General features: G+C 65.4%; 6 protein-coding genes. All 6 read left to right on the top strand.

The window, feature by feature from the left end:
* Positions 1-628: phage BR0599 family protein (locus ABJN75_RS20020; RefSeq protein ID WP_348441361.1), on the top strand; the 628-nt coding region annotated here is incomplete at its 5' end.
* Positions 625-1,098, top strand: a complete 474-nt coding sequence (locus ABJN75_RS20015; RefSeq protein ID WP_348441360.1) for an NlpC/P60 family protein — start codon at positions 625-627, stop codon at positions 1,096-1,098. The genes ABJN75_RS20020 and ABJN75_RS20015, both read left to right, overlap by 4 nt.
* Before the next feature lie 16 nt (positions 1,099-1,114).
* Positions 1,115-4,960, top strand: a complete 3,846-nt coding sequence (locus ABJN75_RS20010; RefSeq protein WP_348441359.1) for a glycoside hydrolase TIM-barrel-like domain-containing protein — start codon at positions 1,115-1,117, stop codon at positions 4,958-4,960.
* Between the two features lie 29 nt (positions 4,961-4,989).
* Positions 4,990-5,196 (top strand): hypothetical protein, encoded by a 207-nt coding sequence (locus tag ABJN75_RS20005; RefSeq protein WP_348441358.1) that lies wholly within the window; start codon positions 4,990-4,992, stop codon positions 5,194-5,196.
* Positions 5,197-5,356: 160 nt separating this feature from the next.
* Positions 5,357-5,593 carry a hypothetical protein gene (locus ABJN75_RS20000; protein ID WP_348441362.1) on the top strand — a complete coding sequence of 79 codons (237 nt, stop codon included), beginning with the start codon at positions 5,357-5,359 and terminating at the stop codon, positions 5,591-5,593.
* A gap of 148 nt (positions 5,594-5,741) precedes the next feature.
* On the top strand, positions 5,742-6,252 hold a 511-nt coding region (locus tag ABJN75_RS19995; protein ID WP_348441357.1), incomplete at its 3' end, for a response regulator.

The following is a 6,252-nucleotide window of genomic DNA, read 5'->3' as shown; positions in this document are numbered from 1 at the left end:
GCTGGGGCGCTATGACGGGGCGCGGGTCGAAACCTTTCTGGTCAACTGGCAAAGTCCCGCCGATTACGCGCTATTGTCGACCCGGATGCTGGGCGAAGTGCGCACGGCAGGTCCGGCGTTTGCGGCGGAAGTGCGCAGCCTGGCGGCGCGGCTCGACCAGCCGCGTGGCCGCCTGTATGGCCGCCGCTGCGACGCCGACCTCGGCGATGGACGCTGCAGCAAGGATATCTCCACGCCGCCATTCACGCTTGTCGGCACACTCACCGTGGTGAGCGACGAGATGACGCTGACCGTCAGCGGGCTCGAAGACCGGCCTGCCGGCTGGTTCGGCAATGGCCGCATCAGGTTTGTGACCGGGATGCTTGCCGGGCTGACCGCGGACATCTCGGCCCATAATGTCGAGGCCGCCGGCGCGCGGCTGAGCTTGTGGGCACCGCTGGCGCGCCTGCCATCGACGGGGGATCAGTGCGAGGTCTCGGCGGGATGCGACAAGTCGTTCGGAACCTGTTCAGCCAAATTCGGCAACGGACTCAATTTTCAGGGTTTTCCCTATCTGCCGGGCAGCGATTTTGCCTATGGCTACGCGGATAGCGACACGGTCCATGACGGCCGTCCGATCGTGCCATGAGCGGCGAGGACAGGGGCGACCTTGTGGTTGCCGCGGCGCGCGCCTGGATCGGCACTCCGTACCGTCACCAGGGATCGCGCAAGGGCGTGGGCTGCGATTGCCTCGGGCTGGTGCGCGGTGTCTGGGCCGAAGTCATGGGCCGGCCGGCTGAACAGCCCGGAGCCTATGCGCCCGATTGGGCCGAGCGCGGGCGGACCGACCGGCTGATCATTGCGGCCCGACGGCACTGCGGCGCGGCAATTCCGGTATCTCAAGCCAGGGCCGGAGACATCCTGCTGTTTCGCTGGCGCGACGGGGTTTCCGCCAAACACGCAGGCCTTCTCTCTGACGCTGATCACTTCATCCACGCCTATGAAGCCGCGGGTGTGGTCGAAAGCGTGCTGGTTCCGGGCTGGCGCCGGCGGATCGCGGCGGTGCACCGGTTTCCGTTCGGGCCTGATCACACTGAAGCTCTTCTCAAAGATCACTGAAAAGCGAGACTTCGACATGGCGACAATCCTGTTACAGGTGGCGGGCGCGGCGATCGGCGGCGCTTTCGGGCCGGTTGGCGCGGCGATCGGATCGGCCATCGGTGCGACCGTCGGCGGCATGCTCGACACCAGCCTGATCAATTCCACCCGCACCATTGCCGGCCGGGGCTTAAGCGGTGCGCGGATTCCGTCGGCGGACGAAGGCTCGCCCATTCTCAGGGTGCACGGATCGATGCGGATCGCCGGCGCGCTGATCTGGGCGACGCGGTTCGAGGAAACGGTCAGGCGGGAGCGGCAGGGCGGCAAGGGTGGGGGCCCCAAGGTCGAGAGCTATCACTATCACGCCAATTTCGCGCTGGGGCTTTGCGAAGGCCCGATTGCCTTTGTCCGCAGGGTCTGGGCCGACGGGCGCGAACTCGATCTGGAAAGCCTCGACATGCGGATTTACCGCGGCACGGCGACGCAATTGCCCGACCCGCTGATCGAGGCCAAGCAGGGCGCTGGCCGTGCGCCGGCCTGGCGCGGGCTTGCCTATGTGGTGTTCGAGCGACTGCCGCTGGATGATTACGGCAACCGTATCCCGACGCTGCAGTTCGAAGTGGTTCGCCCGGTGGGGGCGCTTGAAACAGCCATCGAGGCGGTGGCGCTGATTCCCGGCGCCACCGAACACGGCTATGCGCTGACGCCGGTGCGCGAAACCACAGGGGTGGGCGCGGCGCGCGTGCTCAACCGCAACATGCGCCAGGCACCCACCGACTGGACCCGGTCGCTCGACGAGTTGCAGGCCCTGTGTCCCAATCTCAAATCGGTGGCGCTGGTTTCCGCCTGGTTTGGAGACGATCTGCGCGCCGGGTATTGCCGGTTTCGCCCGGGTGTCGAAGTGGTTGCACGCTTGGGCGAAACCCGGCCCTGGAAGGTGGGCGGCCTCAATCGCACCACTGCACATCTGATCAGTTCCGGGGATGGCGGTCCGGCCTATGGCGGCACGCCCGACGATGCGGCAATCATCGAGGCGATCGGCGATCTCAGGAGCCGCGGGCTCAAGGTGGTTCTCTATCCCTTCGTGTTGATGGATGTGGCTGAGGGCAACGGGTTGACCGATCCCAACGGCGCCGCCGAACAGCCGGCATACCCCTGGCGCGGGCGCATCACGGCGAGCCCGGCGCCGGGACTTGCCGGCACGCCGGACGGGACAGTGGCGATGCGAACCGCAATCGACGCGCTGAGCGGGACAATGGATGTGGCCGATTTCACCGTGGCCGGACAAAGCGTTTCCTGGACGGGCGGCGATGAAGGCTATCGCCGCTTCATTCTGCATCACGCGGCGCTGGCGATGGCCGCGGGCGGCGTCGACGGGTTCATCATCGGATCGGAAATGACCGGCCTGACCCGGCTTCGCGACGAGACCGGCGGTTTTCCCTTTGTCGATCAGCTTGTTGAGCTTGCAGCCGATGTCAAATCGATGCTGGGACCGTCGGCCACCGTCACCTATGCAGCCGACTGGACCGAATATGCCGGATACCGCCCGGAAGACGGCACGGGTGATGTCTATTTCAACCTCGATCCGCTGTGGGCGCATCCGGCGATAGGCGCGGTCGGGATCGACAATTACATGCCGTTAGGCGACTGGCGCGACAGCGACGTGACGCAGGGCAATCCCGATGGCGCCGGCTTCGCCAATGATGCCGCGGCCATGGGCCAGGCGATTGCCGGCGGCGAGGGCTATGACTGGTATTATGCCGACGCGGCGGCGCGCACTGCACGCGAGCGCCTGCCGATCAGCGACGGGCTGGCGGGCAAGGATTGGGTCTACCGGGTCAAGGACCTGCGCGGGTGGTGGCAGAACCAGCACTTTGACCGGACCGGCGGCAGCGAGGCAGCACTTCCGAGCCCCTGGATTCCGGGATCAAAACCGTTCTGGTTTACAGAACTTGGCTGCCCGGCGGTCGACAAGGGTCCCAATCAACCCAACCTGTTCCCTGATCCGAAATCGTCGGAGGGGGCTGTTCCCTGGTTCTCGACCGGCGCGCGCGACGATCTGGCCCAGCGGACGTTTCTGCAAGCTCATCTGGCGCATTGGTCCGGTCCGGCCAATGCCGACGGCATGGTCGCCAGGCAGCACATCCACCTGTGGACCTGGGATGCGCGGCCCTATCCTGCGTTTCCGCTCACCTCCACGGTCTGGTCGGATGGTCCCAACTGGCAAACCGGGCATTGGCTGAACGGGCGGCTGGGGACCGTGGCGCTCAAGGATCTGATCGCGACGGTGTTGACCGAAGCCGGGATGACCGAGTTTGATGTTGACCGGGTCGACGGACTGGTCACCGGTCACGTGATCTCGAGTCCGGCATCGGCCCGCGCCGTGCTAGAGCCGCTGATGACAGCGTTCTGTATTGACGTGCGCGAAGGTGCCGTCGGGCTAGAATTTGCCTCGCGTCTCAAGCTTGGCGCAGCGCCGGACCAGATCGGCGAGGTGGCCGAACCCGCCGATGGTCCGCTGTTTGAGGAGATCCGTGGCGAAATCAGCGAATTCGCCAACGAAGCCGTGGTGATGTCGGCTGATCCGCTCAATGATTATGCGCCAGCCTCGGCCCGCTCGCGCAGGCCGGAGGGCGAACCGGTGCGCCAGCGGGATTTGCCTTTGAGCCTGGCGCTGGACCCGGCAATGGCCCGCGCGGTGGCCGATCAATGGCTGCACGATCATCGGTTGCAGCGCCGCCAGTTGCGCTTTGCCATGGCGCCGCAAGCGGCCCGCTTGCAGCCCGGAGATGTCATCCGGTTCGCCCTGAACGCCCCCCAGGGCCGCTACCGCATAACCCGCATCGAGGACGGCGAGACTCGCCGCATCGAGGCGGTGGTTCATGCAGGTGCGACTTCCGGTGAAGCTGTTGAAACCCTGACACGTCGCGCCGCCACTGACGCCAACGCCCACTTTGCGCCCGAGATCGTGTTCCTCGATCTTCCGGCGATCTCCGGCACTGCGGATACCGGCTGGGCTAGGGTCGCAGCTCTGGGTGTTCCGTGGCGGCGGATGGTGCTGTCCAGTTCGGTCGAAGAGGAAGGTTACGCCACGCGCGTGACGCTCGACGCGCCGTCCCGGATCGGCGCGCTCGCGGCAGCTCTCCCGCCGGGCGATGCCGAAGGCAGGTTTGACCGGCATGCGGTGATCGAGGTCAATCTGGCCTTCGGTGGCTTGTCGTCTGTCAGCCGGCTGGCGCTCCTCAATGGCGCCAATGCCGCCGCACTTCGCTCTCAAACCGGCGCCTGGGAGGTGATCCAGTACGAGACAGCCGAGGAAATCACGCCCGGTCGCTGGCGGCTTGCGAATCTGCTGCGCGGGCAGGCGGGAACCGACGACGCGATGCGTGCAGGCGCAACCGCCGGCGCGACCTTCGTTGTGCTCGACCATACGGTCAATTCACTTGGGCTTTCGCTCGATGAGGCAGGCCGCGAACTCAACTGGATCGCCGAGGCCTCTGGCGGACCCGTCGGCGGATCCGGGCCGGTTGCCTTTGCCGGCGGGGAGCGGGCGCTCACGCCGCTGTCACCGGTGCATCTCGGGGGCGTGCGCCAGGCTGGCGGCGTGATGGTCTCCTGGATCCGGCGCGGCCGGCTGGCCGCCGACAGCTGGACAGCTTCCGACATCGCCAATGACGAGGGCGCCGAGCGGTACCGGATCGAGATCCTTGAGGGTGACACGGTTGTCAGGGCAGCCGAGGCCGAAAGCGCTTGGTGGCTCTATCCGGCTGGCGACGAACTCGCCGACTTCGGCGCGGTTCAGACGTCGCTGACGGTGCGCGTGTCCCAGGCGGGAAAGCGCGTGCCCTGGGGTGTGGCGCGCACCGCAACGCTTGAACTCTGATTTCACTCAACCTTGAAAGGACACGAGAGATGACCGACATCAAACCCTGGTGGCAATCCCGGACCCTGTGGGGCGCCATCGTCACCCTCGGCTCGGCGGCACTCGGATTGGCCGGCCTCGATCTCGGAGACGCCGACCGCGAAGCCCTGATCGAACTGATGACTTCGCTGGGCGCTGCCATCGGAGGCGTGATCGCGATTTTCGGCCGGATCACGGCGAAGAACCGGATCGGGTGAGAATTGGAGTGGTCGCGCCGCAAATACCCGGTTTCCATTCATTTGCGGTTCAGGCAGGATCTTGTATCACTGGCTCCAAGATGAAATACGAACCGCTTCAGGGCAGATCATGATCATGAATGTACTCAGTATCGGACTTATTGCAGCGCATGCCGCGACCATGTCGCCGGTTGTCATGGCGCAGGCAGATGCTCAGCTCGCCGATGGTACTGCAATCGTCCGCGTCGCGGCTGATTGCTCCGGCGCCGCGGCACAGGTCGTCGGCCAGACCGGCGGGCAGTTGCTGTCCGCATCGGCGAATAGCAGCGGTAGCCAGACCGTCTGCGAAATCACCGTTCTGGTGCCCGGCAAGGGCAATGAACGGCCAAAGAAGGTCACGGTCAGGGTTCCGCAGTGAGGTCTCTCCAAACTCCGGCGCAGGCAGGCGTCGCGGCTGTTGGAGCCGGGAATGGGCGTAACGCCGGCAACGGTGCAAGATAACATCGCGCGCCGACGCCGATTGCAGGCAGGTGCGGCGACAATGGCGACAAGCGGGGGCAGTTCACGTGCGCATACTGATTGTTGAGGATGACAAGGATCTCAACCGCCAACTGTACGAAGCCCTGATCGAGCAGGGCTATGTGGTTGACCGCGCCTATGACGGCGAGGAAGGCCACTTTCTTGGCGATACCGAACCTTATGACGCGGTGATCCTCGATATCGGTCTGCCGGAGATGGATGGTGTCACGGTTCTGGAGAAGTGGCGCGCCAATCAGCGCATCATGCCGGTGCTGATCCTGACCGCGCGCGACCGCTGGAGCGACAAGGTGGCCGGCATCGACGCGGGCGCAGACGACTATGTCACCAAGCCGTTTCATGTCGAGGAAGTGCTGGCGCGCATTCGCGCCCTGATCCGCCGTGCCTCCGGCCATGCCTCCTCGGAAATTTGCTGTGGTCCGGTGCGGCTCGACACCAAGGCCTCCAAGGCGAGCGTCGATGGCGTTACCTTGAAATTGACCAGCCATGAATTCCGGCTGCTGTCCTATCTCATGCATCACATGGGCGAGGTGGTGTCGC

Origin of the sequence: Hoeflea sp. (genome assembly GCF_039975035.1) — a bacterium.
Lineage (GTDB): Bacteria > Pseudomonadota > Alphaproteobacteria > Rhizobiales > Rhizobiaceae > Hoeflea.
The sequence above is the reverse complement of the archived record's forward strand: the minus strand, read 5'-3'. Positions and strand labels throughout refer to the sequence as shown.

What these genes read in the sequence shown, in the direction of transcription:
- ABJN75_RS20000 (WP_348441362.1), top strand. Translation starts at nt 5,357, where the DNA reads ATGTCGCCGGTTGTCATGGCGCAGGCAGATGCTCAGCTCGCCGATGGT.
- ABJN75_RS20015 (WP_348441360.1), top strand. Translation starts at nt 625, where the DNA reads ATGAGCGGCGAGGACAGGGGCGACCTTGTGGTTGCCGCGGCGCGCGCC.
- ABJN75_RS20010 (WP_348441359.1), top strand. Translation starts at nt 1,115, where the DNA reads ATGGCGACAATCCTGTTACAGGTGGCGGGCGCGGCGATCGGCGGCGCT.
- ABJN75_RS20005 (WP_348441358.1), top strand. Translation starts at nt 4,990, where the DNA reads ATGACCGACATCAAACCCTGGTGGCAATCCCGGACCCTGTGGGGCGCC.